At 55.4% G+C, this 22,657-nt stretch carries 19 protein-coding genes; 8 read left to right on the top strand and 11 right to left on the bottom strand.

Features of this window, described 5'->3' with window-relative positions; translation table 11 throughout:
• The first annotated feature begins 32 nt into the window (after positions 1-32).
• Positions 33-392, top strand: coding sequence for a hypothetical protein (locus tag SH421x_RS12095; RefSeq protein WP_488855903.1), 360 nt, complete (start codon positions 33-35; stop codon positions 390-392).
• Here the strand turns inward: SH421x_RS12095 and SH421x_RS12090 are convergent.
• The 3 genes from SH421x_RS12090 to SH421x_RS12080 form a co-directional block, all read right to left on the bottom strand.
• Complete coding sequence (locus tag SH421x_RS12090; RefSeq protein ID WP_488855901.1) at positions 364-1,206, bottom strand: sugar phosphate isomerase/epimerase family protein; 843 nt, start codon at positions 1,204-1,206, stop codon at positions 364-366. The genes SH421x_RS12095 and SH421x_RS12090 overlap by 29 nt on opposite strands.
• 199 nt (positions 1,207-1,405) lie before the next feature.
• Positions 1,406-3,190 carry a Gfo/Idh/MocA family protein gene (locus SH421x_RS12085; protein ID WP_488855900.1) on the bottom strand — a complete coding sequence of 595 codons (1,785 nt, stop codon included), beginning with the start codon at positions 3,188-3,190 and terminating at the stop codon, positions 1,406-1,408.
• Between the two features lie 2 nt (positions 3,191-3,192).
• Complete coding sequence (locus SH421x_RS12080) at positions 3,193-4,062, bottom strand: DoxX family membrane protein (protein ID WP_488855899.1); 870 nt, start codon at positions 4,060-4,062, stop codon at positions 3,193-3,195.
• Positions 4,063-6,639: 2,577 nt separating this feature from the next.
• Here SH421x_RS12080 and SH421x_RS12075 point away from each other — a divergent pair.
• Positions 6,640-7,071, top strand: a complete 432-nt coding sequence (locus SH421x_RS12075) for a hypothetical protein (protein ID WP_488855898.1) — start codon at positions 6,640-6,642, stop codon at positions 7,069-7,071.
• Positions 7,072-7,639: 568 nt separating this feature from the next.
• Here SH421x_RS12075 and SH421x_RS12070 read toward each other — a convergent pair.
• Positions 7,640-8,497 (bottom strand): IS5 family transposase, encoded by an 858-nt coding sequence (locus SH421x_RS12070; protein ID WP_488855897.1) that lies wholly within the window; start codon positions 8,495-8,497, stop codon positions 7,640-7,642.
• Between the two features lie 86 nt (positions 8,498-8,583).
• On the opposite strand from SH421x_RS12070, the gene SH421x_RS12065 reads away from it, so the two are divergent.
• Both SH421x_RS12065 and SH421x_RS12060 read left to right on the top strand, forming a co-directional pair.
• Positions 8,584-9,063: a hypothetical protein gene (locus SH421x_RS12065; RefSeq protein WP_488855896.1), complete on the top strand. Its 480-nt coding sequence runs from the start codon at positions 8,584-8,586 to the stop codon at positions 9,061-9,063.
• A 252-nt stretch (positions 9,064-9,315) separates the two neighbouring features.
• Positions 9,316-9,909 carry a toxin-antitoxin system YwqK family antitoxin gene (locus SH421x_RS12060; RefSeq protein WP_488855895.1) on the top strand — a complete coding sequence of 198 codons (594 nt, stop codon included), beginning with the start codon at positions 9,316-9,318 and terminating at the stop codon, positions 9,907-9,909.
• A gap of 26 nt (positions 9,910-9,935) precedes the next feature.
• Here the strand turns inward: SH421x_RS12060 and SH421x_RS12055 are convergent, their stop codons facing one another.
• The 3 genes from SH421x_RS12055 to SH421x_RS12045 all read right to left on the bottom strand — a co-directional run bounded on the left by SH421x_RS12055 (position 9,936) and on the right by SH421x_RS12045 (position 12,549).
• Positions 9,936-10,445, bottom strand: a complete 510-nt coding sequence (locus SH421x_RS12055; protein ID WP_488855894.1) for a hypothetical protein — start codon at positions 10,443-10,445, stop codon at positions 9,936-9,938.
• A 70-nt stretch (positions 10,446-10,515) separates the two neighbouring features.
• Positions 10,516-10,833, bottom strand: a complete 318-nt coding sequence (locus SH421x_RS12050) for a DEAD/DEAH box helicase family protein (protein ID WP_488855893.1) — start codon at positions 10,831-10,833, stop codon at positions 10,516-10,518.
• Between the two features lie 300 nt (positions 10,834-11,133).
• Positions 11,134-12,549 carry an MATE family efflux transporter gene (locus tag SH421x_RS12045; protein WP_488855892.1) on the bottom strand — a complete coding sequence of 472 codons (1,416 nt, stop codon included), beginning with the start codon at positions 12,547-12,549 and terminating at the stop codon, positions 11,134-11,136.
• Between the two features lie 177 nt (positions 12,550-12,726).
• On the opposite strand from SH421x_RS12045, the gene SH421x_RS12040 reads away from it, so the two are divergent.
• Together SH421x_RS12040 and SH421x_RS12035 are read left to right on the top strand one after the other, a co-directional pair.
• On the top strand, positions 12,727-13,695 hold the full coding sequence (locus tag SH421x_RS12040; RefSeq protein ID WP_488855891.1) for a D-2-hydroxyacid dehydrogenase: 969 nt from the start codon (positions 12,727-12,729) through the stop codon (positions 13,693-13,695).
• Between the two features lie 141 nt (positions 13,696-13,836).
• Positions 13,837-14,976: a serine/threonine-protein kinase gene (locus SH421x_RS12035; RefSeq protein ID WP_488856429.1), complete on the top strand. Its 1,140-nt coding sequence runs from the start codon at positions 13,837-13,839 to the stop codon at positions 14,974-14,976.
• A gap of 55 nt (positions 14,977-15,031) precedes the next feature.
• On the opposite strand, the gene SH421x_RS12030 is transcribed toward SH421x_RS12035, so the two are convergent.
• Positions 15,032-16,738 (bottom strand): OpgD/OpgG family glucan biosynthesis protein, encoded by a 1,707-nt coding sequence (locus tag SH421x_RS12030; protein WP_488855890.1) that lies wholly within the window; start codon positions 16,736-16,738, stop codon positions 15,032-15,034.
• Between the two features lie 342 nt (positions 16,739-17,080).
• On the bottom strand, positions 17,081-18,088 hold the full coding sequence (locus SH421x_RS12025; RefSeq protein WP_488855888.1) for a Gfo/Idh/MocA family protein: 1,008 nt from the start codon (positions 18,086-18,088) through the stop codon (positions 17,081-17,083).
• A 392-nt stretch (positions 18,089-18,480) separates the two neighbouring features.
• Between SH421x_RS12025 and SH421x_RS12020 the strand changes: the two genes are divergently transcribed.
• Positions 18,481-18,930: a thioredoxin family protein gene (locus tag SH421x_RS12020; protein WP_488855886.1), complete on the top strand. Its 450-nt coding sequence runs from the start codon at positions 18,481-18,483 to the stop codon at positions 18,928-18,930.
• A gap of 20 nt (positions 18,931-18,950) precedes the next feature.
• On the top strand, positions 18,951-19,631 hold the full coding sequence (locus tag SH421x_RS12015) for a TIGR04283 family arsenosugar biosynthesis glycosyltransferase (RefSeq protein ID WP_488855885.1): 681 nt from the start codon (positions 18,951-18,953) through the stop codon (positions 19,629-19,631).
• A gap of 78 nt (positions 19,632-19,709) precedes the next feature.
• Here the strand turns inward: SH421x_RS12015 and SH421x_RS12010 are convergent, their stop codons facing one another.
• The gene (locus SH421x_RS12010; protein ID WP_488855884.1) at positions 19,710-20,237 is read right to left on the bottom strand and encodes a chemotaxis protein CheX; all 528 of its coding nucleotides are present in this window, start codon (positions 20,235-20,237) and stop codon (positions 19,710-19,712) included.
• Between the two features lie 288 nt (positions 20,238-20,525).
• Positions 20,526-22,562 (bottom strand): sigma 54-interacting transcriptional regulator, encoded by a 2,037-nt coding sequence (locus tag SH421x_RS12005; RefSeq protein ID WP_488855882.1) that lies wholly within the window; start codon positions 22,560-22,562, stop codon positions 20,526-20,528.
• Positions 22,563-22,657 lie beyond the last annotated feature (95 nt).

Genomic DNA, 22,657 nt, shown 5'->3' with positions numbered 1-22,657 from the left:
GCGCTAACGCATAGCGTCAGACAATCCTCATCGTGAATTCTCGAACCAAAATCGGCATCGTCGCCATCGTCTGTTGCCTGATCGGCGCCGGCCTGTTTCTGGTCGAAGCCAAGGGAACGTCTCTAGAGCACTTCCAAGGGGCGCTGATCAAGGTAGGCGGCGTCTTTGCCATGTTGTGGCTCGCCTATCCCGAGATCGTCAAACTGCCGATCTGGCTGTCGCTGTCGATCATCCTGGTCGCGATCGTGACGGCGATCGCTTCTTCGGTCTGGAAGAAAGCGGCGCTGGTCGCGATCCCGCTGTTGATCGTACTCTGGATGCTGAGGCCTCCCCCAGCATCCAAAGATTCGACCAAAAAGCGGGTTAGCCGATCTTCGTCCGAAGCGCGGTAAGCAGTTCGACCGCGGCGCCGATCTCGGCCTTTTGGCGCTCTGGCTCTTGCGGAATCTCACGTTCGATCGTCAGCGGCCCGGTGTAGCCGATCTCTTTGACCGTACGCAAAAACTCTTCCATGCCAACGTCGCCGGCGCCCAGCGGAGTTTCAACACCCCAGGTTACGCCGGGCTGATCCGACCACTTTGCATCTTTGCAGTGGACGCTGCCGACATGTTTGCCGACCAGCTTTAGCGCTTCGATCGGATTGCCGGTCCCGTACAGGATCATGTTGGCCGGATCAAAGTTGACGCGCAAGTTGGATCGATCGACGGCGGCGATAAAGCCTAGCAAACCTTCGGCCGACTCTTGGCCTGTTTCCAAATGCAGCGCCTGCTCGTTGGCTTGGCAGTGATCACACAGTTCTTGCGTCACGGCGACCACTTCGGCATACATCGGATCTGCTTGGTCGTGTGGAATGAAACCGACATGCAAGCCGATCACGTCGCAGTCCAGTACGCGGGCAAAGTTGCTGATCTCTTTCATCTCGGCCAGTCGCTCGGCCCGGGTGGCCGGCGGCACCAGGCCGACTGTCTCTTTGGTGGTCGGGATGTCGGCGTAACTCTCTCCTTCAAACCCGCCAAAGACGCAAGTCAGGGTGATGTCCATCGCGGCGAGATTCGCCAGAAATTTGGCCGCGTTCTCCGAAGTGCGCGATTCTTTGGAAGGAGCATGCAACTGAATCGTCGGCACCCCTAAAGCTTCGGCGACCGGCAACTGTACGCCAAGTCCTGCATCAAGACTGGCGAAGACGCCTAAGGGCCATTTTGCCACGTTGCAACTCCTTCAAATTGGAAAGCCTCAAATCACTGCGTCAGCCAATCGTTGACTGATCGCTTAACTTCGTGTTAGTACGCAATTTAAGCCTCTGATAGCACTTTAGCAACGCGTTACTCACGTCCAGTGCAAAAAAATGACCGCAGCCGGCAAGGCTACGGTCAAAGGATTCCCATTTGCGGCACAGCAGCGCGAACTAGGCCAAATCTTGTTCCGGCGTCGCGTCGCTGTCCAAGTCAAACCATTCCGGCTTGAACTGGACATAGCCTCCTTTGCCCTGGTTCGATCGTTGGATCGCCAAGCGTGCGGTCAACGCGATCACGGCGTCTCCCATCGCAACTTCCGGATGACACTTCGGCTTGTTTTCCGGGGCAGGGTTCCGAATGCAATAAGCCCAGTGCTCAATCTCTTCGGTATAACCACGGCTGACCGGGCCTGATGTCGCCGCGCTGGCGATGTTGGCCGCTTGCGTCGGAGCACCGCTTGCTTGGGTGTCCATCGTGGGGCCATCTTTCCCTTCTTTGACCTTAATGTTGGACGACGAGCCGTTTTTCAACAGCATGATGTCTTTCTCGGTCTCCAGAATCAGCGTTCCCTTGGTTCCCATCACCACTTCGCCGTAACCGCCGTAGCCGTTACCGTTGATCGAAGAATAGGTGACCACGACCTTTTTGTTCGGGTCTTGCTCGTAAGACGGAACGCCTCCGATGTGCGCGCCTTTGGCGTCACGCTCGGGATAGTTGCGGAACCGATCATAATAGCCGACGTCAAACTTCGGATCGTAACCCTGGCCCGGAAACTCAAATGTGCAGTAAACGTGATCATCGGCATCACGATCGTACGGGAAGGTCTGACGTCCGCCGGTCGCGTGAACCGTCAGCGGATGAACCTTCTTGCCATCGCTTTCCTTCCGCATCGCGCTGATAAAGATCGACGCCGCGTCCAACTGGTGACTACCTAGCTCGGCCATCAAGCCGCCGCCGGTACGATCCCACAAGCGCCAACGGCATAGTTCTTCCATCGCCGAGATCTTGCGACCATCGGCCAGTTCAAACTCTTGAAAACCGTAGTTCTCAGGCTTGATATTGCGATCTTCGTTCCACGCTTTGAACTGCTCGTACATCGCCCAGTTCTTGGCCAGCGTCGCCGGATCTCCCTCTTTGCCGTTGGCATGGGCCTTCTCGTACTTCTTCATGCCGTCCAGGATCGTGTCGACCAGTTTGCCATGGGCGTCAACTTCACCGCCTGGCAACGGTTGGCTCCAGCTATCGGCGCCTGGCAAGTTGCCGCGATGCCACTGGGCGCGAATGTGATGGATTTCGCCCAGCAATCCCCATTGCAGCAGGTTGACCGCGTTGTCATACAGCACGCTGTAGTGACGTTGGTGACCGGTCGCCAAATGCAGGTCGGCTTCTCGGGCGGCGCGCCCCATTTGCTTGCACTGCGTGATGTTATGGGCCATCAGCTTTTCGGTCAGCACATGCTTGCCTGACTTCAGCGAGTCCATCACCACCGGATGATGCAAAAACAGCGGGGTCGCACAGATGATCCCTTCGATCGAATCATCGGCCAGCAGATCGTGATAGTCTTCATAAACTTTCACTTGCTGACGTGCTTCTTCTTCGGTTTTCCAACCGTAGACGTTCATCAGCCCGCGACGGGCCGAGTAAGCGGCGTCGCTAGAATGATCGCCGTGGAAGGCGCGATGAATGTTGTAAGGGCGAATGTCCGAGATCGCGACAACCTGCACATAGTCAGGGTTGAGCGCGCCAATCAGTACGCCCCCTTCGTCGCCGGTGCCGATCACGCCGATGCGAACTGGGTTTTCGACTTTGTTGTAGTTAAAGTACATCGCCCCCAGACCGGCGCCTGAGACAGCGCCTGCCGCGACAACGCCTTGCAGGAACTCGCGTCGATTCACACCGACCGCTTCGTTGAAATTTTCTTTACCCGCCTTTTTGGCGTCTGGCTTCAGATTCATATTTAGTTCCCTTCGGTGGGAGATGTGGTTGGAGCGCAACACCGGCGGAACATCGCGCCGAGGATGAAATCAAGACCGGCGAATCGACCAGCGCCAATTGCGGCCAAAAGTAGGAGGGATACGAATTCAACCGATTGGTAATACACCGGTTCGGCGCCCACAGCGCCAGGCCACTGAGCGACCATCACTTGCAACAGGAAACCGGCGGCCGCTAACGCGGCGATCCGGGTGAACAATCCCAGGATGAGCAGAACGCCGCTGCCGAAAACGACATAAGTTACTACGACATCAATCGGCATCTGGTTCGGATTGGGGACCGAAAACGTGGAGGTCGCTCCGGCGGTGCGACCAATCCGATTCAAATCCTCAACGTATTCATCCTGCATTTTTTTCACATCTTTGGTCCAACCGTTCATTTTACCGAACAGTTCACTATCTTTCTTGGCAAGACGCTCTTGTTCGTACTGCAAACCGCTACTTGCCGGTTTTGAGCGAGCCGTGGCAAGACGGTCGACTTCGAGGAAATATTCGTCCAACTCATCCCGTTTTTCGGCCATGTACGAATCAAGTCGGTTCACGTAGATCTTGTACGTGCGATCTGTCTTCTTCTTGCCGGCTTCATCCAGGCCAAATTGTTGGTCCGCTTGGTCGCGGTAGAAGTTCCAGTATTGCGCGACCCGATCTCGATCCAAACGCAATTTGCCGTCCGGATCAGGACTGAGGTTGCGAAAATAGTCGGCAAACGGGCCTTTGGCATTCCGCAGGAATCCAGCCGACGAAAAATCGCCTGACTTGATCTTCTTCGACCCTTCCATAAAGAAGTGCCAACCGATTACCAAGCGAAGTGCGACGACAATCACAATCGTCAGCATGCCAATTTGGGTTTTTGACGTAGTTATTTCTCAAACTCCCTACGAAGCGTTACAGGCGGGATAGACTCAATTCGAGCCCTGTCGCGATCATCCGCGGCAACGCGCTAGAGGTGTGGTCGAGGGCGGTCACCAAGAATGCAAAACGATGCGATAGCTACTCATTATGAACAGAAAACAGCAGTTCGCCAAGAACAGGCCTCTATTTGCGGCTTTTTCCCCCTAATAGCCCCAAGGGCCCCCAATGGGGGAAAAGCAATCCGTCATCCCAGCTTGCGACGTATTCCAGTCAGCGCTCAGCCTTATTCGAAATGTGGATTCCGGAAATCCTCCTGTTGAATGTCGGAAGTGGATACTTAGCCATCTAACCGCTCAACTGGACCGGACAACAACGATTTTTTTTGCGTGGCCAATTCCACGCGCGAGCAAAGGAAATGCGGTTGCATATAAATGACGAATCACGGATACCGCACATCGTCGCTAGAGATTCTCCCTGAGTTAGACATTGGTCATTCGACATTAGTCATTGCCTCCCCGATTGGACCAGACACCAGACCGGACTCCGCGTCGTTTTTTTTTCAGAGTGACCGGCCTGTGGACAAGTGACAGTCAACTGTGGGCTGTGGACTGGGCCGCGTTACTTTTTTTGCATTTGCCCCCATATCTAAGGCACCACTGCCTGGCTTGTCTAGAAATGCCGCCCCGCTGACCATTTTCAGATCGGCTCCAGCGTGCGAACGCCATTGCCCCGTTCGCCGGCGGGACCACACTTCACCGCCGTCTGACAGAGTGGACTCGGCAGCAACTTTTTTTTCACCGCCCCCGCAGCAGCCAACATGGGGGGGTCGGGAGAGTTTAACAGGCACGTCTGCCCGACGATCGGATCGCAATTCAATTCTGCCCGATTCATCTGGCGAACCACCTCAAATGGGTGGAATACTTAGGCTTAAGAGCAAGCACTGGCATGGTCACGTCACGCGCCGCTCCACTAACCCCCACATGCCCACCACGCCGCTCGGAGCGTAACACCCGATTTCGAAACGGAATCACCAGTCCGGACTGGACCGTTTTTCCCACTGAATTGAAGATCCCCCAAAACCCCCATCCCCGCGCAGCAAACCAACCCGGCAACCTCCCCCGAAGTTGCCGACCTTCCACGACAAGACGCCGCCAAACTGAAACCAGCAGGGCGTACGGCGTGCTGGAATGTGTGAATAAATAATAACGAAACACTAAGAACTTGTCAAGGTGCAATTTTAGTCAAGCGACCATAGGCCCGAAGCGGACAACTGTCCCCTTTCGCTCCGCCGAAAGTAGCGTCCGAGCCAGATTCCCCAACGGATTCACCGCAGAACGCCCAGCGACTTTGGGTCGCGGACCTCTCCCTGGTCGACTATCGTTCTAACTTCATCGACAGCAGCAGCCGGGCGCAGCCGGCCATCCATCGCCCCCTACGATTGAAGCCATGACCTTTCCCCAGTTTGGAAAATGTCGCGGTCAAACTTTCCCTGCATATCGATGCGCAAGACGATAAGATAACCGTGCAGCCGGTTCAAAAATGAAATAGAAGTCTTGAGCCTTCTTCCTCTGCAACGCAGGAGGAAGAAAGAGAAGACACTGGCTGTGGGCAGTGGCACGCGAAACGAGTCTCTGACTGCGCCACCCCGCCGTTTTCCTGCGAAACGAGTGAACCTGACGGGTAGACCTCTATTAGAATATCAGGATCCTGGGACCGGTAAAACTGAAGAAGACCTACGTCCTTTTCTTCCCCAATTGATGCGATATGCCAGACAACCCGTTTGAGTCCCCGAACAGGTCGCAATCATTAAGCGACCAACGCCGGCCTTTCGTTCGGTGCATATTGGTCCCTGTCGCGATTTCACTTAGCGTAATCTTGACGGCGCGGCTTTTCGTCCCGGAAGAGTTGTATTTTCTATTGGCGCCAACTGCGTTTGTTAGCCTGATGACCGGCGTATGGATTTCCGACTGGCAAGTCTCTCGCCTTGAGTCGTCGTCGCCATATTTCGCATGGGTACACTGTCTGGCCTGGGGAATCGCCCTGATTCTTGGGATCTTACTCTTGCTCGGTTGAATCGTCCGACGGAAAGTTCTTTATCCCATTCCATCATCCTCTCTTCAGCTTACCGGTAGCTCCGGCCGTTTTGCCCAGAAGGATCGAGCCCAGGCGAAGACAAAGCGCGGGTGCCATGGCCACGGCCTTGCGTGGCCATGAATGGGTGTGCAATTAAAGTTTAATCCCGACCGCTTCCAAGAGTTAGGATGTAGAAATGGTCTCGACTGCGAGCATTATGGACGATTGCTTAGTTGCCCGTTGATTTCGGCATGCGGTTAAGGCGTCTGTACTGAAAGAGCATCACGCCAGTCGGACGCTACTTTCGCGGGAACTAAAGGCGAAAATGGATCCTGGCGCACATCAGCCTCCCGGCGTTAGCCGCGTTTTTTTTTGTCCCCCGCTGAAACATCGCCAAGCATGGTTCGTCAGAAATTGGGGCAAAGGCCCGGCGGCTGGTAAGAGATGTCGGGCGGTTTGAAATACCTTGGCGATTGCTGGCCGTATTCATGGCCACGCAAAGCCGTGGCCATGGCACCCGGCGGGCAAAAAAACGTTGGTGGTCGTCGATGGTCGATATCACGATCAAGATTCACTTCGTCGATGTCAACGGCAAATCGTCTTCTGTGGATATTGAATCATACAATCCATTCTTCGGCTGTGACGTTGGCATGATTGAATGGATCCACGACGACGTTGCGTTCCTGATCTACAGCGAAAAACATGGGACGTTCGTATATCGCATTGGTGATAGATGGCCGCCACAGTTTGCGAAGATTGACGAACGATGGGGCATCAAAGACAATGTACTGTCATTTATGACTTACAAAGCCGACGTTGTTCAGCGACTGCGAATTCCGTCACTTGAGCCACTCACGGATATTCCGGTTTCGGAAGCGGAAGCAAATGGCAGCCTGCCACCCGATCCATATGCGTGCTAACCAAGCGGTGAACGGGAGCCGCCGATGACGCGGGTTTTGAAATCATAGTTTTTTGGCGGCGGCCCAGTTACCGCCTTCGTTACCCGACTGAAATCAGCATGACCACGCCGCGGGATGATCGCGACACATTTCACATATCGATTGGTGCGTGCTTGGTCCTGACGGCCGCGATCGCATCCGAGTTGGCTGCATACAAATACTACGGACTTGCAGGCGCCGCGTTTGCCACGGGTGGCATTGGATGCGTTTGGTTCGCTTTGTCTCGCATGTCCATATCATCACTGCGACCGATCAACTCGCGGCAACTGACAGTCACCGAACTGTTTACATTGCTTGGACTGTGCGCGATCATGTATGGATTCTCGCTCCCGACCGTGAGTTCTATACCGCGAGGGCGACCTCCTGCTGCAGTCCCGGCACCAGCAACAAACACCGTCATTCAGAATGGCGGGTAACCATCGCATGCAACGGAGGACGGGTGGTCGGCGTTTCGGTATGCTTGCATGTCTTTCGCCCGTCCCCGCTGATGCGTAACGTTATTTGGCTAAGAGCCTATCCGGAAACACGTTTACGCTGTAAGTCGATATTTGAACGGAGGTTGGCCGCCTGTTGGGGCGAGCCTTCGTAGCATGCGTCCGATCGACGCGACTTGGACCATCGCTTCGCTTGATTCGGCGTGGTGTTCGTAGTCGCGACTCAAGCGTCGCCAGCGCCCCAACCAACTGAAAGTGCGTTCGACGACCCAGCGTTTTGGTAATAGCACGAAGCCTTTGGCTCCTACCGGCCGACGAACGATTTCCAGCTCCCAGCGAATGTTCTTTTGGTGCGAGAGCCAAGAGCGGAGACCATGATTATGATACTTCGAATCGGCCCACACTATTTCCAATCGAGGCTGCTTCACTTGCGAGAGCTGTTTCATCACGGGACGCGCGGCGCAGGCATCATCCATCGACGCGATTGTCACCACGACGGCCAGCAGCAACCCCAATGTATCTACCGCGATATTTCGCTTGCGCCCGGTGATTTTCTTGCCGCCATCGTATCCACGTGTCGCGGAACGCTCGCTCGTTTTCACGCTTTGACTGTCGATGCTGGCGGCGCTGGGATCGATCTCTTGGCTCGGAGCTTCCAATTGACGGATCGCGCCGACAAGCGTCTCATTGATCCGCTGCAGTACGCCATTATCGCGCCAGGCGGCGAAGTAATCGTAGACCGTGCTCTTCGGAAGCAGGTCATGCGGCAGCATATCCCACTGGCAGCCTGAGCGGCATTGATAGAGGATCGTATTCATGACTTCACGCATGTCGACCGAGCGCGGGCGGCCTCCTTTTTTGCTTCGTCGCGAACGCGGGATCAAACCTTCAATCAACTCCCACTGCTGGTCGGTTAAATCACTCGGGTATCGTTTTCGGCCTTCGTCGGACATCGCATGCTCCACTGATTGTTGAAGCGGTAAAGTCTTACGAAAATCGAGGTTTCAAGAAATATCAGTTTCCGGATAGGCTCTAAGCCGTGGCTGACATCCTCTACAAGACTCCGCCGACCCATCGGTCACACCATGATCCATCGTTCGATATTTCACCGGCGGTGTTCGCGTTCGATTTGGCACTCGTCAGACGCATATACCACAACCGAATCGCTGCGTACGATAAGGCCGACGAAAAGTACATCGTTGGGCCGGGACATAAGAACGAGCGAGAGTCCCTGAGTCGAGCGCTCGCTGAACTTGAAGCACTTTCGGAGATCACTGACACTGACCACTACTGCCCCGAATCCATTGCGGCAACATTTGCAAATGCAATGGGTGATCACGTTTATGATCGCTTCACCAGCGTTCATTGCGAAGAGTGCAATGCTGACTACGTTGCCCGAGACGTTACAAAGACAAAGTGGGTGGTCGACAATGGCGACGGAAGCGGAAGTACAGGCTGGCGTTTGGCATGTCCCAAACAGCACGTGCTTTACGCCAGCATTACCTCCGTTGCTGACTAACGAAGAAAAGGAAGAAAAGGGCACGGAGGTGAATGGCACGAGCTTAACTCTAAGCCGCTGTTGCGTAACGATTTCGGGGCGTTTGCATTAGTTTATACGGCGGGGTGGCACAGGCCAAATAACACGAAAGCCTATCGGATGAGCTTTCAAGAAAGGGTTTCGATGAGGACCATCTGTTTCTTTGCAGTACTTTCAGTCCTTTCGTGTTCCTGCGATAAGAATACGCCTGCTCCAATCGCGGGAGCGCGAAAAGTGACTAGCCACAATGGAATAGACTTTGTATTTCCCACGACGATTCAATGTTTTGATCAGCAATGGAGAATAATCGATGGCTCACAGTCACGTATAACGAATGCTGTTTACTGCGAATATGCCGGTAAGTCAGACAATGCGAAGGTTCGATATCTTCAGGCTGAGTCGAGTGAATTTACAGCCTGGAGCCTGGAAATCTACCGTCGCGATAATCCGCTCGCCAAATGGTCCTTTGCTGAAAAGGTCTTGATGTTTAACCAAGAGAACGGGGTTGGCACTGAAATATCACATCGCAAGCAAGATGGGTTAGTAGAGGGGCCGTGTCGGCATTTTTATCCGAACGGCATCGTCAAAATGGAGTTCAATGTCGTGCCGCCAGCCCAAACAAGAGTAGGCGCTGCGAGAGGGTACCGTCCATCTGGTGCTTTGTGGTGGTCAGGAGATTTCAGGCGAGGCCAATTCGAGTTTGACGAGGCAAGTTTTTTTGATGAAGACGGAGTCGAAGCAAAAAACTTGCTTCGTCATGAAAAAGAAGAGATTTTTGATCGCTTCTGGGATACAACGACACCAAGAACAGATACAAGGCCAAAATAACGTAACCTTCCTGCCACCCCGCCTCATTAATAATCTGGAACGTTAAACGTTTCTAGGCGGCAGCTGGGATGCGATGCGAGGACCGCGTCAATCTCCGAGTCCGCCAGCTTTGCGCCGTTGATGTCAAGTTTCTCAAGATGATGTAATTCGCACAGAATCGGGATGATTTCAGAATCTACGGCCGACCCCAATCGGATTTTCAGGGATGGTGTAACGCCTGGCGTTTCGGGGAGCTCTTGAAATGCGGACAGTTCAGAAATCGAGTAGCGAGTTGGTTTCCAACCTGAGAGGTCGGTGTATTCGAATGGCAAACAGGCCTTGTTATAAGGTATTACCGCACCATCGGATTGCAGTCTCGCCCGAGCTGCCCAAAGCCGTCGCTGAATCGCCGCTACGTGCTGTTGCCGCGACTTGATCTCCCGATACGGTGCTTCCGCCTTCCAATAATCGCAGACTTTTACAGCAGCATAGCCTGCGGTGATGGTCGCGACGATCAGCAGGAGACTATGCTTCAGTTTCCAAGATGACTTTGACATCACGTAGTCACCGTTCACTCACGAAAGTCGGCAGTAACAGATCCGCCGCCATCCAGGTTGTTAGATATGGTCAGAAGTACTCAGCCAATCGCAACAGATCTGCGTACGCATTCTCTGGAACGATCCCCTCAAATTCAATTTCTTGGTCTAGCTCGAGCTTGGTCGCAAGTTGATCCGTGAATCGCAGTCCCACGCGATCGCGGTGAACCGATAAGATCGCGACACCCGATCCTGATCGAATCGGCATTTCGCGGCTACAGTGACCGTCAGCGTCAATCGAAAGTGAATACTCAAGTCCGCTTTCGTGCAACCAGGAAAATGTGATCCACCCTTCGCCGTGATCGAGGTCGAGAATGCTTTCGATTCGTGTATTCGCTATGGATCTCATCGACCGTGGAACTTTCGGTGAGGTGACACAGTCCAACACTCCTTTTTTATCGGGCGGCACTTGCCCACAGCCAGTGCCTTCTCATTCTTTCTCTTGCTTCGCAGTGAAAGCAAGCAACCGACTTTCAGCCCATTTTTTTTGAGTCAGCTACCGGTTATTTCATCTTCCCGTTTGAGGACAACCAAGCGCCGCAGCGAAAACGAGTCAAGCACTTTCATCTGGCGGAGCAATTTCAGGAGTTGATATCTGTCTGTTGGACGAGTGGACCATCCCATCGCGCCCTGGTCTTGGCAAACTAGCTCACTCTGCGACCAGTTCTGGCTCGATCACTTGCATCCCGCGCCAGTTGCCTAGTAAGAACCGCGTCAGGTTGGTGGCGCCCATCGCGAAGACCCACAGCGTTAGCACGATCCAACAGGCGTACAAACCGCCGCCGGCCAGCAAGACGGCAGCGCCAACGCAGACCGGCAGCACCGAGATAACGAACGTTGAAATCATCACAAACTTTACGTCGCCGGCGCCTTTTAGTGCGCTGACAAACACCACGTTGGTCGCATCCAATAAGCAAAAGAACGCGACGAACCGCAGCAAAATGGTGGTGGTCGACAGGACACCTTCGACCTGAGCGACTACGCCGGGCTCGGCGACTTGATGAAAGGTGAGAAACAGATCGGGCAAGGTCCAATAGATGGTGGCCATGATGCCGCTGTAGGCCAAGGCGATCGCGAAGCCTGACCAGGTTGCATTGCTGGCGATGTCTGGCTCGCCGGCGCCGATTTCTCGGCCGACCAACGTGGTGACGGCGATCCCGATACCGACCAGCGGGACGAAGGCGAATCCGTTGATCGAAAAGGCCAAGTTGGTTGCGGTCATCGCCTCGGATCCCAAGCGCCCCATCATCAACAAGAAAAAGGTGAGCGCTGAGACTTCGAGCGCCAGCTGCACCCCGCTGGCCGAGCCAAATCGCATCAGACGTTTCATGACTTCCCAGTCCCACAGCCGGGCGTCGGCAAAGCCGAAGTTGCGCCAATTGGCGGGCAAGACAATCAAACCGCCGTAGAGGGCGACTTTGTACCACTGGCTAATCACCGTCGCCCAAGCGGCGCCGGCGATTCCATCCGGCACAAACGAGACGTAGCCAAAGATGAAGAAGTAATCGAGGATCACGTTCACCAAGCACGAGCTGCTATCGACCGCCATGACGACGCCATTTTTTTGCCGTCCTGAGAAAAACGCCGACATCGCATTGGCGACGACCGCAGCGCCCCCGCCGTAGGCCAAGACCCAGAAATAAACGGACTCTAAACGGGCAACTTCGGGCTCGACTGTGGTTACCGCAAACAGAAAGTTGGCCGGAATCGCCGCCAAAAAGAAGAAAGGGGCGACCACGCAGCCCCAGATTATTCCCTGAACGACGATTGGCCCAATGTGACGCGGTTCGCGGGCGCCGTTGTACTGCGAGACAAACGTATTTACATACGAGGCGACGCCGATCGGAAAGCAAAGGAGCGAAAAGTGAAGCATCCCGGCCGGCAGCGAAGCGGCCATCGCCTCTTTGGAGTGCCAAAACAAAAACATCCGATCGACAAAATTGGTCAGCGACCAGGAAGCGGTCGAGATGACCAGCGGCAATGCGACGATCAAAACTTCGCGAATTCCACAGCGTCGCCCCCACCACGAGGCGTTGCTAGAAAGTAAGCGAGGGGAAGCGTCCATCGGGGCAACCTAGAAGCATTGGGTACTCATCCGTCCCCCCAGGACAACGCAGTCGCCAGCAGGTTCGCCAATTGAGCACGCATTATATCGCGCCGCGCGCTAAACGGGTCTCACGCTCTGCGGTCGGCTTGGGTACGATAGAAAAAATAACAACGAAGTTTCTGCGAATTTGCCCCCATGAATATTGTTCTTTGTTATCAAACGGTCCCCGCCCATCTAGAGCAGATCCGCGCCGTCGCCGGCGACTGGAACGTGATTGACGCCGGTCAGGAGGGGATCGCCGCAGCGCTGCCGCAGGCCGATATTTACTGCGGGCATGCCAAAGTTCCGGTTCCCTGGGATGAAACGGTTGCAGCGGGTCGCTTGAAGTGGATTCAATCTTCGGCCGCCGGAATGGATCACTGTCTGGTCCCTGCGGTAATTTCTTCCGAAATTCCGGTGACCAGCGCATCAGGGTTGTTCGCCAATCAGGTGGCCGAGCAGACGCTGGCGCTGCTGTTGGGGGTGATTCGCTCGCTACCGACCTTCTTTCGAGCGCAGTTGAAAAAAGAATACATCCGACGACCGACCGGGGATCTGCATGGCAAAACTGTGGGGATTGTCGGTCTGGGAGGCAATGGTCGACGGCTGGCCGAAATCTTGGCCCCGTTTCAAATTCGCATCATTGCGACCGATTATTGCCCCTACGACAAGCCGCAATGTGTAGACGAATTGTGGCCGGCAGATCGACTGCCAGACTTATTGGCCCAGTCCGATATTGTGATCCTCGCATTACCGCTAAATGACGAAACTCGGTACTTATTCGACACCGATCAATTTGCAGCGATGAAAACGGGCGCTATCTTTATTAATGTGGCGCGCGGCCAAGTGGTTCGCGAGTCGGCCCTCATCCATGCATTAGCTTCGGAGCATCTATCCGCCGCCGGAGTCGATGTCGCCGAAGTAGAGCCCTTATCACCCGATAGCCCCCTCTGGGATTTTGAAAATGTGATTATTACCCCGCATGTTGGCGCCCAGGGGCGAACGCGAAACGACGATGTCACCGATTTGTTTTGCGAAAACCTGCGTCGTTTTCGTGCGAACCAACCATTGATCAACCAAGTGGATAAACGCCTCGGATTCCCGCTCCGAAAGGCCCCCGCGTGAAAAGCTTTGTTCGCGAAAGTTCCTTCGACAGGGACGTCGGATATTCGCCGAGACGCTTTCCCATCCAATGCTTCTTCAGATGATTCGGTCCGAGTAATGGCAGACCCCGAATTCCCCGCAGGTGATGACATGGCGCAACCGATGCTGACCACGACGCGCCATGACCTGCATCCCACGCTCACCTTTAGCGAGGGAAAAACGTACAAATGTCCTGAGGATCTGTTGCGGCGGTACGACGAGCTCGTCCATGCCAAACGGTCGAGCTGGACCGAGCATTACAAACTGCGGCGTCTGCTGGGCTGTGGCGGGCAGGGGATGGTCTTTTTGACCGAGCGCCGGGGAGCCGACGACTTTACGATTCCGCTAGCAGTCAAGGTCTTCTCTCCAGAACGCTACGAAGGGATTCATACCTACGAAGCGGCGATGTCGCGTATTGCTCAGATCGCTTCGCGCGTCGCCCAAATTCAACAACACAACTTGCTGGAAGTCCACAATTTTCTCGATCGCCGCCGCATTCGCGTGATGGTGATGGAATGGGTCGACGGGTACGACCTGCAAGAATTGTTGACGCCTGGCATGGTCGAACGCATACGAGACCGGGTAACGCAGACGCGGTGGGAATACATCAATCAGGTGATTGTTACCCAAGGGCCGCAGCAACCCCGTTTTAAACCTGGCGTAGCCGTAGCCATCGTACGCGACTGCCTAGCGGCGCTTGCGGCGCTGCATCGCGAAGGAATTGTCCACGGCGACGTCAAGCCGTCGAACATGATGTTGAAACGGACCGGCGCCGCCAAGCTGATTGATATTGGTTCGGCCTTCTTGATTGATGCGCCGCCGAACGAACGCACCTGCACGCCCTCTTACGCAGCGCCGGAAGTGCTGGAAGGAAACGAGGCGTCGCCGCGCAGCGACCTGGCCAGTCTGGGCTATGTGTTGATCGAAATGTTGGCCGGACGCTCGCTGTTTAGCGGCATTAACAACTATCGTGACCTGCTAGAAGCCAAGCGATTTTTGGCTCAGCGGTTGACTGATATTTTGCCGGCCGAAGTTGCCTGCAATGAATTGCTGATGAGCTTTTGCCGCGGCCTGATCGCGCCCGATCCGATGCGCCGCTTCCCATCGGCCGAAGATGCCGAACTGCGCAAAGGAGGCGCCGCCGCGTTTCATCGTCAGCTGGTCAAAGGAGACTTGGCCAGCGAATACGACAACGAAATCCGGCTGTGGGTCGAAGAACTGCGCAGCTTGGACGAAGAGCTGGGCGAAACGGTCGAAGAGTAACACGCCCCAAAATTGGCGCCAGGTCCCAATTTTGGCTTTGGCTGTCACACGACGACTATGGCTTGGCGTCCTTCGCTGGTTTTTCTGCGGCTGTCCCCTCTTGTGCAGGCTGCACTGCTGTAGCGGCCTCCTTGGCGGCGGCAGTGATTTCTTGGACCGCTTGATCGGTGGGGGTCCATTGATAAAGCCAGGTCTCGGTCAGCGATTGCCCGTTGCAGCGCAAATACATGCGAATGTTGATCGGCTCGCGGCTGCTGTCGGTCGGCTTTAAGTCAAACATTGCGCGCCAGCCGCTGACACCTTCGCCGTTGACTTCAAACAGGGGTCGAACCGACGAGATTTCGATCTCTCCGCGTGACGCTTCGATTACCGGTTCGACCTTGGCGCCTTCTCCCAAATGCGCAAAATCGCCGCCGGCGAAGTCGACGGCAAATCGCCACGAAAAGTGTTTGCGCGGCTGGCCGACAACGCCGCCGATCCCGGTCCGCGTAGCACGAACCGTTGCGCCTTGCGACGTAATCGGCGGTCGTGCTCCCCAGTACAACTTGTAGCCTAGCGCTAGTTCGACGCCGGGCTGCGGTTTTTCGGTCGGGCTCCAAAACGCGACGATGTTGTCGAATGTCTCGTCCACGGTCGGGATCTCGACCAGCATCACCGCGCCTTTACCCCAGCCTTGGCCATCGGCGTCTGTTTTCGGTTCGACCCAGACGCTGGGACGACGATCATAAAAGACGCCGTCGTCCTGGTAGTGATCAAAATCATGATCGCGTTGCAGCAAGCCAAACCCGCGCGGGTTGTCGTCAAAGTAGGAGTTAACACGTACTCCTTGCGGGTTGACCAACGGACGCCAGATCCATTCGCCGTCGCCAGTCCACATTTGCAGTCCGTCGGTGTCGTGAATCTCGGGGCGCCAGTCATTGTCCATCCGTTTGTCATTTTCGCCATACTGAAACATGCTGGTCAGCGGCGCGATTCCGAGTCGTTCGATCTTTTTTCGCGGATAGATCGCCGCATCGATATCCATCACAAAGGTATCGCCTGGCGTTAGCAAAAATCGATAGGCGCCGCTGACGCTGGGTGAATCGAGCAGGCCATAGACCGTCAACGTGGCTGAGTCTTTGCTAGGTCGCTCTAGATAGTAGGCGATGAAGTTGGGGAACTCTTCTGGATATCCCATTCCGCAGTTGATCGCCAACCCGCGAGCTGATTGACCGTATTGTTTTTCGCCGCCGACCGCGCGGAAATAACTAGCCCCCTGAAACGCGGCGACGTCACGGGTCCAATCGGTATGCATGTTCAAGCGAAACCCGGCAAAGCCCAAGTCTGGCGGCAGCGTGCTAGGATCAACGCCGCTTTTGGCGTAGTCAAACATGTGCGTATCGTAGGCCAGCTCCTGGGCCTGACCGTTGACTACCTCAAACATCCGCACCGGCGTTTTGATGGTGAATCCTAGATGGAAGAAGCGGGCCTGAAACCACAGATCCTGGTCGCTCCAGAGCGAATGGTCTTCGTCAAAGCGGATTGCCTGCCAATGGTCCCAGTCGAGCTGAGCAATCGGCGGCGGCAACGTGTCACGCGGGGGAACATACCGCTGGCCCGCCAACTCGCGAGCTTGCTTTTTCAAAGTCTCAAAGTCGAACCTTTGCGGCTCTCCCAGCGGTTTTAGTCCGGCTTGGGCGGTGGCGCTAAGCAATGAACCCAATGGAAATGCAGTGGAAGCAAACGCAGCAGCGGCAGTCTTCAACAAATCGCGTCGATGCATCGGAGAAATCCATACAGTGCGGAACAAGCTTGGGTAGGTAGAGCTGGCAGGTCTTCAGCAGCAGTCTCCACCAGTCGGGATCCGAGATCGACGCCCAGCAGAAAGCGCAGCCTATAAGTCGATTTGAGTTTGGAACAAGAATCAAATCACCGATAGAACATCTAGCATATACGAGCCCAGGAAAAGTAAAGCTCGCTCGCTAGCGAAAAAAAACCGCAGATTTTCTCGCCAAACATCTAGGCAGCAAGATCTGCCGATGCAAAACCACCCTTCAGAGCGGGTAGATAGAAGCAGCTAGGCGAAAGCCAAAAATGGCGCCATTTTTGGATCTTTTGGGCCTATTTAGGCCGGGTCGATCGGCATGCGGGTGCGGCTCTCGTAGCTCTCGTCGGCAGCCCGCATGACACGTAATGCACAGTCAACGTCGTTCAAGCAGCTGGTATTTCGCAGTAGGCTGGTGACGCTGCGGTGAAACAGGCTGAGCATCTGCTCGCCCACAGGGCGTTCGTGATCGAGCGATTCCATGTGACGTCCCGCTTCGTCAAACCAAATCAAGGTTGACGGCAAATCGACGAAGGCGACTCCGTTGGCGCAGCAAACTTGCAATGCGGCCGGCGGTCGGAAGGATGAGGCCTCGGGCCAGCCATGCTGTAAATAGCTGCCGGCGCTGATTTGAGCAATGACCGGTGAGCCGCCGCTGGGTGAATCAAACTCGACGCTGAGCATCTCATAATCGAGATTGATCTCGTCCCCTTTGCGGTGCTGCACGCCGAAGACCGTTTGCGGCTCTGAGCCGACGACATAGCGGCACCAATCGACGAGCTCGGCCACATGACGCTTGACGGGACGGGGTCCAAAGCGATCGGCGGCGCCATGCTCCGGCTTGCGAATCCGCTCGTGACAGAAGAGCAACTGCGGCGCTCCGAGACGCGTCGCGATTAGCTCTTTTAAGCGAATCGTCGCTGGCGAATGACGCCGCGGAAACTCGGCCATAAACGCGATGCCTGATCGATCGACCGACTCGCGGAGGTTCGCCGAGTTGGCGCCGGCGATTTCGAGAATTGACGTACAATAGAACGCTTTGCCTTCTTCGCAGGCCACAAGCAACGGCTCGACTCCGTGCCACTGCGGGCCCAGCATTAGGACCGCTTCGATCTCCGGAGCAGAAACCAGCTTGCGAAAGCCGTTAACCGCTTTCGCGCCGATTTGTCGGGCGGCGTTCTCTGCTCGCAACGAAACCTCGTCACAGATCGCTTCGACATGAAAGCGATCTCCCAGAGCCAGAAGGGCAGGGCGATGACGAGAATCCCATTCCGGCCCCAGCCCGATAACACCTACTCGCAGACGCATGAACCGGCCGTTTAGAATAAGACTAAGATGTTCCGCTGCTTAAGGATAGCGATTTCCGATCATCTAGCAATGGTTCCGCAGTGGGGGCGCCCCAAAAGTAGGTGTAGGAAAAATACAACGATTTTAATCATAGGGAAGTCCTTGCAGGTTGTATCGACTCGGGTAAACTGTGCGGTAATCGTGACCTTGGACGACCCAAACCCCTGTCGCAGGAGCGCAGCACGGTTCCCCCCCTACCTTGGGCCAGTTAAAGACTGACGTCGCCGGATGTGGTTCTGACGGATCGCTTCTAAACCGAGTTCTTCTCACCCTTCGTCCGTACTTATCTACCCCGCCGGTAACTTTTTTTCGGTACCGCTGCGCGATGTCGACTACGCACAAAGGACTTTCTTATGCATGGCGTTCTTCTCGCCGTACTGCTGCAAGCTACCATGGCCGGTGGCGAACATGACTATCCCGCTGCTTTCCGTGCTGCTGACGAAACGGGCAAACCGCTGTTGATCTTGGTGGGAACCAACTGGTGCCCTGGCTGCGTGACGATGAAACGTTCGGTAATGCCGTCGTTGCTTCGCAAAGGAAAACTGAGCGGCGTAGCATACGCCGAAGTTGACGCCGATTCGCAATCTGCTTTGGCTGGCAAACTGATGCAAGGGGGATCGATCCCGCAACTGATCCTCTTCCGCAAGACGTCAGACGGATGGCGTCGCAAACTGTTGGTCGGCGCTCAGTCTGAGTCGACGATCGAAACCTTGGTTGAGCGCGCCATCGAAATGCAGGCGTCACAGCAAAACAGCGCCGCCGAGCAAGCCGTTACTACCGCTTCGCATGCGGTTAGCGAATAGTTGTTGCAGGAAACCGCCTGGTGCGAGTTTCGGTTATCACCGCGGCTTTGAATGAACAAGCCAATATTCAAGCCGCGGTTGTCTCAGCACAAGTTGCTGGGGCGGATGAAATCTTCGTCGTCGATGGGGGAAGCGCGGATGCGACTCCCACTTTGGCGCAACAAGCAGGCGCGACCCTGATTCATTCGCTGCCGGGTCGTGCAATTCAACAAAATGCAGGCGCCGTCGCTTCCAGCGGCGACGTGCTGCTTTTCTTACATGCCGACTGTCGGCTCTCGCGCAGTTCGATAGCGCAACTGCGTCAGCAGGGGGACGACTTTGTGTTTGGCGCGTTTCGCCAACAGATCGACGCGCCGCAGCGGATCTATCGACTGGTCGAGCGCGGAAATGATCTGCGCGTTCGCTGGCTGGGCTTGCCGTATGGAGATCAAGCGATCGCGGTAACGCGGACCGCGTTTGAACAAGCAGGTCGTTTCGCCGACGTTCCCTTTTTGGAAGATTACCTGCTCTCGCAGAAACTCCGTCGACAACATTGGCCCACATTGCTGCCGGGCCCAGTGATCACATCAGCACGACGCTGGCAAAAGCAGGGCGTGATTCGACAGACGCTTTTGAATTGGCGATTGCTGGCGGCCTATCAACGAGGCGTGCCGATCGAAACGCTCGCCGCCCAATATCGGCGACACGATCAACAGAAATAACAAACAAAGCTTTGTCTGTTTACCAAACCGCAACAGACGTGTGGCTGCGCGTTCGACGGGTCGGTTTACCTAATCCGCTTACAGACGCAAAAATGACATGCTGACGCTCAGCAGGCGATCTTCCAGCATCACCGCTTCGGGATCAGCATGTTCAAAGGTGGCGCTGACAAACTCTAGTCCGCGCGCGAACGCCATTTGATACCCGCCGCCAACAATCACGGAAGGAACCGTAATTCCCTGAAAGGCCCACGGGGTGCGGGCCAGCTTGGACTTGATGCCGCCGCAAATGATATTAGTGATTTCACCGGCTCCGTCGACAACTTGCGAAGTCAATTTGCCGAACTCGTCCTGCAGCAGACCTTCGACCGCTTTGATCACCAATCGCTCTGACATGTTCACGGTAATAAAACCGGAAACCTTGCCATGTACGCCGATAATGCCGGTGACCAGCCCTTTTTCTCCCATCGGCACGGCGGCGACACCGACGCAACGTGCAGTCATGTTGCACATCGAAAGCGCGCCAGCCACAGAGTCGATGACTGCCTGAGTCAGGGTCGGATCGGTGCAGGTAAAGCTGGCCGAGGTAATTGCTTCTGCTGTCGCCATGTTGGGTCGCCGTTGTCTACGGTGCTTGAATTGTGACACTGTCGCGACCATTCTTGGTCACACAATTCTAGAAAAGTATTCGCTACGATTAAGCGGCGCAGCAGATATTCGGTCGCCAACGTCCGTTTTTTGAAACGTCGCGTCGCTCCCAACGCATAAAGATCGCCAGATCGGCATATTTATAACTTCACCGCTGGTGAAGCTGCATCAGTTCGCCAAGAGAATCAGCGTAACCGTTGCAAAAGGACTTTGCGATTCGCCGCATCCAACGCCTGGCTCGACGCACTGCTAGCGCTGGATCGTGATATTGGGGCGCAGCTGATAGCGCCGAATTTTGCGGTCGAGCGTAGAACGCTCTATCCCCAGGATGCTGGCCGTGCGACTTTTGTTCCAGCCGGTCGACTCCAGCGTCAACGCAATATGACGTCGTTCGACTTCCGCCAGCGAAGCCGGTTCGTACACATCCGAAAGGGAGATGTTATCCGCGGTATCGCCTGAGGTAGCCAAGTTCGATAGCGCCAAATCCTCGACTTCGATGCGTTCTCCTTGCGCCAAGACGACAGCGCGCTCGATCACATTTTTCAGCTCGCGGACATTGCCGGGCCAGCGATACTTTTTCATGTGTTCGTAAGCGGCTTGCGTAAAGCCAAGCAGTTTACGGCCGGTCTCGGCGTTGAACTTCTCCAGAAAATGACTCGCTAGTTCGACGATGTCTTCTGGTCGCTTGCGGAGCGGCGGAGCGGTGATCTCGACGACGCGCAACCGGAAGTACAGGTCGCGGCGAAAGCGCCCTCGCTCGACTTCTTTTTCTAAGTCGCGATTGGTCGCGGCGATCACGCGGACGTCGACCTGCACCGGTTCGCTGCCGCCAACGCGTTCAAACGGATGTCCCTCTAGCACGCGTAGAAACTTGGCTTGGATCGCTTCGCTCATTTCGCCAATTTCGTCAAGCATCAACGTGCCGTTGTGCGCCGCTTCAAATTTGCCCATCTTGCGATCGGTAGCGCCGGTAAAGGCTCCTCGCTCGTGACCAAACAGTTCACTTTCTAGCAGCGATTCGGAGAGCGCAGCGCAGTTTAGGCAGACAAACGGTCCTTTTTTTCGTGGACTGGCGAAGTGGACCGCTCGGGCGACCAATTCTTTGCCAACGCCGCTTTCGCCGCAAATCAGCACCGTCGCGCGACTGGGCGAAGCTCTGGCGATTTGCTGTTGCAACGACATGATCAAAGGGCTGCGGCCGACGATTTGACTTTCGGCGCCTAGCTTTTTGCGGAGTTCATCAATTTCGACCTGCGTCTGCGAAATTGTTTCGGTCAGCTCGAGCTGACGTCCCAGATTTTTGAGCGCCAGCGCGACGTTGTCGGCCACGGCCAGAGCGAACTCTAGATCGTCAGGATCAGGGATTTTACCAGCGTCGGTCGAATAAAGATGGACAACGCCGATGGCGCGCCCATTCTGGCGGATCGGAGCACACAGCACGCTGGTAGCATGAATGTCTCCCTTGCTATCGCGAATGCCAAAGCGACTATCATCCATCACGTTTCGCGCCAGGACCGCTTCTCCTTCACGCAACACCGTATTGGCCAAAAAACGGGATACCCGGTGATAGTTGGGCCCCTTATCGGTACGTGACGCGATCAGCTCTAAATCTTTTTCGGTCGCGATTCCTTTATGACTGCGCGGCAACAGCAGCACGGCGCCGGCATCGATACTGGTGCACTCGAAGAGACCTTCCAGCGCCAAGTTGGCGACCGCGGTAATGTCAGTCTGGTTGGCGAGATCAAACGCCAACTTGCAAAGCAGCGTCGCCGCTTTTCCTACCTTAGGGATTGTGGACGCGTCGGCCCCTTTGTTGGCTACGGCTTTGAGAAACTTCGTTTCGCCGCGACGATGCGTGATCGTCGTCGGTTCTGCGATATCCAGAACGTGTTCGCTTTCGTCGACGGTGCGAAACGTCGAGGGGTCTGCCTGCGCGGCGTCACTAAACAGATGCGAGCTGCTGCCGGAACCGTCGGGGAACGCAGTATTTAGATCTTCGACAAAAGCCAACTGCATGCTGGCGATCCGGATTACCTGGCCAAATTCAAGCTGCCAGTCCCCCCGCATCGCGTTTTCCCCCACTAAAGTTCCGTTGCGAGAGTCGAGATCGCGCAAAATCCATTCCCCCTCCGAGAGGAAAATCTCGGCATGGTAACGGCTGCAACGATCGTCCTTGATCACAATCTGGTTGGTCGGCGCGCGACCGATCGTGACCGTGTGACCCGGCACTAGGCGAAAAACGTCGGTCCAATTTGAACCTTCTCGGATAATCAAAAAGGCGACCATCGGGTATTTTGAACGCCGTCCCTTGCTTTTTAAGCGTAAATGTCTGTCAGAAATCAACTTAAGCCCTCTGACGAGCGCCGCGGCGGCACTTCTAA

It is taken from the genome of Blastopirellula sp. SH421, assembly GCF_057808535.1.
Note: the sequence above shows the minus strand (reverse complement) of the source record. Positions and strands in the feature narration are given on the sequence as shown.

Bases quoted from the DNA above. Each gene is read 5' to 3' on its own strand.
- SH421x_RS12085 (WP_488855900.1), bottom strand. From the start codon at position 3,190: ATGAATCTGAAGCCAGACGCCAAAAAGGCGGGTAAAGAAAATTTCAAC.
- SH421x_RS12080 (WP_488855899.1), bottom strand. From the start codon at position 4,062: ATGCTGACGATTGTGATTGTCGTCGCACTTCGCTTGGTAATCGGTTGG.
- SH421x_RS12075 (WP_488855898.1), top strand. From the start codon at position 6,640: ATGGCCACGCAAAGCCGTGGCCATGGCACCCGGCGGGCAAAAAAACGT.
- SH421x_RS12070 (WP_488855897.1), bottom strand. From the start codon at position 8,497: ATGTCCGACGAAGGCCGAAAACGATACCCGAGTGATTTAACCGACCAG.
- SH421x_RS12055 (WP_488855894.1), bottom strand. From the start codon at position 10,445: ATGTCAAAGTCATCTTGGAAACTGAAGCATAGTCTCCTGCTGATCGTC.
- SH421x_RS12050 (WP_488855893.1), bottom strand. From the start codon at position 10,833: ATGAGATCCATAGCGAATACACGAATCGAAAGCATTCTCGACCTCGAT.
- SH421x_RS12045 (WP_488855892.1), bottom strand. From the start codon at position 12,549: ATGGACGCTTCCCCTCGCTTACTTTCTAGCAACGCCTCGTGGTGGGGG.
- SH421x_RS12040 (WP_488855891.1), top strand. From the start codon at position 12,727: ATGAATATTGTTCTTTGTTATCAAACGGTCCCCGCCCATCTAGAGCAG.
- SH421x_RS12035 (WP_488856429.1), top strand. From the start codon at position 13,837: ATGCTGACCACGACGCGCCATGACCTGCATCCCACGCTCACCTTTAGC.
- SH421x_RS12030 (WP_488855890.1), bottom strand. From the start codon at position 16,738: ATGCATCGACGCGATTTGTTGAAGACTGCCGCTGCTGCGTTTGCTTCC.
- SH421x_RS12025 (WP_488855888.1), bottom strand. From the start codon at position 18,088: ATGCGTCTGCGAGTAGGTGTTATCGGGCTGGGGCCGGAATGGGATTCT.
- SH421x_RS12020 (WP_488855886.1), top strand. From the start codon at position 18,481: ATGCATGGCGTTCTTCTCGCCGTACTGCTGCAAGCTACCATGGCCGGT.
- SH421x_RS12010 (WP_488855884.1), bottom strand. From the start codon at position 20,237: ATGGCGACAGCAGAAGCAATTACCTCGGCCAGCTTTACCTGCACCGAT.
- SH421x_RS12005 (WP_488855882.1), bottom strand. From the start codon at position 22,562: ATGGTCGCCTTTTTGATTATCCGAGAAGGTTCAAATTGGACCGACGTT.